Source organism: Finegoldia sp., assembly GCF_046991905.1.
In the GTDB taxonomy this organism is placed as follows: Bacteria; Bacillota; Clostridia; order Tissierellales; family Peptoniphilaceae; genus Finegoldia.
This window is the reverse complement of record NZ_JBKWZF010000112.1, coordinates 1-3,050: the sequence shown is the minus strand read 5'-3', so window position 1 is coordinate 3,050 and position 3,050 is coordinate 1. Positions and strand designations below refer to the sequence as shown.

Sequence of the window (3,050 nt, the reverse complement as noted above, 5' to 3'; positions counted from 1 at the left end):
ATACCGTTCTTTATCCGTATTAGACGGAGCAGTATTATTAGTTTCTGCAAAGGATGGCATACAGGCACAGACCCGTATACTGTTTCATGCACTACAGATAATGAAGATTCCGACAATTTTTTTCATCAATAAAATTGACCAAGAGGGGATTGATTTGCCAATGGTATATCGGGAAATGAAAGCAAAGCTTTCTTCGGAAATTATAGTGAAGCAAAAGGTTGGGCAGCATCCCCATATAAATGTAACGGACAATGACGATATGGAACAGTGGGATGCGGTAATTATGGGAAACGATGAACTATTAGAGAAATATATGTCAGGGAAACCGTTTAAAATGTCAGAACTGGAACAGGAAGAAAACAGGAGATTCCAAAACGGAACGTTATTTCCCGTTTATCACGGAAGCGCTAAAAACAATCTGGGGATTCGGCAGCTTATAGAAGTGATTGCCAGTAAATTTTATTCATCAACGCCTGAAGGTCAATCTGAACTATGCGGGCAGGTTTTTAAGATTGAATATTCAGAGAAAAGGCGGCGTTTTGTTTATGTGCGTATATATAGCGGAACATTGCATTTGAGGGATGTTATTAGAATATCTGAAAAAGAGAAAATAAAAATCACAGAGATGTGTGTTCCGACAAACGGTGAATTATATTCATCCGATACAGCCTGCTCTGGTGATATTGTAATTTTACCAAATGATGTTTTGCAGCTAAACAGTATTTTGGGGAACGAAATACTGTTGCCGCAGAGAAAATTTATTGAAAATCCTCTCCCTATGCTCCAAACAACGATTGCAGTAAAGAAATCTGAACAGCGGGAAATATTGCTTGGGGCACTTACAGAAATTTCAGATGGCGACCCTCTTTTAAAATATTATGTGGATACTACAACGCATGAGATTATACTTTCTTTTTTGGGGAATGTGCAGATGGAAGTCATTTGTGCCATCCTTGAGGAAAAATATCATGTGGAGGCAGAAATAAAAGAGCCTACTGTTATATATATGGAAAGACCGCTTAGAAAAGCAGAATATACCATCCACATAGAAGTCCCGCCAAATCCTTTCTGGGCTTCTGTCGGGTTGTCCATAGAGCCGCTCCCTATTGGAAGCGGAGTGCAGTATGAAAGCAGAGTTTCACTTGGATATTTAAATCAATCGTTCCAAAATGCGGTTATGGAGGGGGTTCTTTATGGCTGCGAGCAGGGGCTGTATGGATGGAAAGTGACAGACTGTAAAATCTGTTTTGAATATGGATTGTATTATAGTCCTGTAAGTACCCCCGCAGACTTTCGGCTGCTTTCCCCTATCGTATTGGAGCAGGCTTTAAAAAAAGCAGGGACAGAACTATTAGAGCCATATCTCCACTTTGAAATTTATGCACCGCAGGAATATCTCTCACGGGCGTATCATGATGCTCCAAGGTATTGTGCAGATATTGTAAGTACTCAGATAAAGAATGACGAGGTCATTCTGAAAGGAGAAATCCCTGCTAGATGTATTCAAGAATACAGGAACGATTTAACTTATTTCACAAATGGGCAGGGAGTCTGCTTGACAGAGTTAAAAGGATACCAGCCAGCTATTGGTAAATTTATTTGCCAACCCCGCCGCCCGAATAGCCGTATAGATAAGGTTCGGCATATGTTCCACAAGTTAGCTTAACAGCTTGCAAAAGTCATATAAAATGAGATTTGAAAGGATTAGAGACTAATTATGATGAAATGCGAATGGATATTGTGTCCTGTTTGTGGGAGCAAAACCCGTAATAAAATTAGGAAGGACACTGTTTTGGAGAATTATCCCCTTTATTGTCCAAAATGCAGACAAGAAAGATTGATTAAAGTTGACAACTTGAAGATAACTGTCATCAAAGAGCCAGACGCTTAAGACGCAGAGCCGATGAAATTGTGGAACAATTCACGAATCATCGGCTCTTTTTGTTTCGTATTTGAAAGAACAAACTCACCAAATAAAAAAAACGATATTCGGGTGGGTTATTTTGTTATACCCTAAATTACCCTCTGAATTTGTTTTTAAATTTGGAGGGATTTTTTTATGTCCTTTTTTCGGGCAGTTATCTATCTGCTCATACGAAGCAAAATTTATCAATACATAGCATATCAGAGAACGGCAGGAAACCAGTTAAAAAAATTTCTGCCAGTGCAACGGTACTTCTCACCTTGAAAGTAGAAGTACAATCTCCATACAATAGAATTACTATTTCCTATAACCGTAAAGGTCACAGAGCCTTTGCGGTTTTTCTTTTGTCGATTTTTGTTGGAAAGTGCCGTAGGGCTGTTTCTGATATGCGGTGTCGTTCTCCGCCTCTCCATCTGGATTTTTTACATTTCAAAAATTCAGATGGGAGGTATTTATGGTGAAATATGCACCAAGAAAGGTATATATCAGAGAAAGTGGCGGCTATGTGGAATTATCCTACACGGAGTTCTGCCGTTGCAGGGAATCCGACCAGACCTATATGGACAAGCTGTTTATCCCCATTCAAGGCTGTCTGCTTGAAGTCGTGAGGGAGCAATACACAGACTTCTACCGTGACAAGGAACGGTGGCGTTATCTGCAAAAATTAGATACAAAGAATAGACTGCTATCTCTCGACGGATTTACGGACAGCGAGGGGAATCCTCTGGACTTTATCACTGATGAAGCGGTGGACATTGCAGAAACCGTTGTCAATGCGGTCATGGTGGACAGGCTGAAAGCCGCCCTGCCTTTGCTGTCGGATAGTGAACAGGAGCTGATACAGGCAATCTTTTTTGACGGACTTTCCGAGCGTGAAGTCGGGGCGAGGTTGGGCATAACCCAGAGCGTTGTAAACAAACGCAAAGCCAGAATCCTAATAAAACTAAGAAAGATAATAGAAAATTAAAATTTAAGGCGTTCAGCCCCCTTGTTTTTTCCTTTGGGAAGATGAGGGGGCTTTTCTCTGCCCTCTCAATCAATTCTGATTGGAGGAAGTAAGAATGGCATACAACCACGGACGGGAGGACAGGAAATGGCGTATCTGGAAAGAAGCCGAGGAAAAGCT

The 3,050-nt window shown here is 40.8% G+C and carries 3 protein-coding genes and 1 pseudogene; all 4 read left to right on the top strand.

The window, feature by feature from the left end; all coding sequences use genetic code 11:
- Positions 1–1,666 (top strand): tetracycline resistance ribosomal protection protein Tet(O) (tet(O), locus tag ACLUJM_RS13340; RefSeq protein ID WP_412413036.1); only part of this gene is annotated, 1,666 nt, incomplete at its 5' end.
- Positions 1,667–1,717: 51 nt separating this feature from the next.
- Positions 1,718–1,891 carry a cysteine-rich KTR domain-containing protein gene (locus ACLUJM_RS13335; RefSeq protein ID WP_002779755.1) on the top strand — a complete coding sequence of 58 codons (174 nt, stop codon included), beginning with the start codon at positions 1,718–1,720 and terminating at the stop codon, positions 1,889–1,891.
- Positions 1,892–2,378: 487 nt separating this feature from the next.
- Complete coding sequence (locus tag ACLUJM_RS13330) at positions 2,379–2,891, top strand: sigma-70 family RNA polymerase sigma factor (protein WP_000241709.1); 513 nt, start codon at positions 2,379–2,381, stop codon at positions 2,889–2,891.
- Between the two features lie 94 nt (positions 2,892–2,985).
- Positions 2,986–3,050, top strand: a pseudogene (locus ACLUJM_RS13325) (sigma-70 family RNA polymerase sigma factor); the annotation flags it as partial.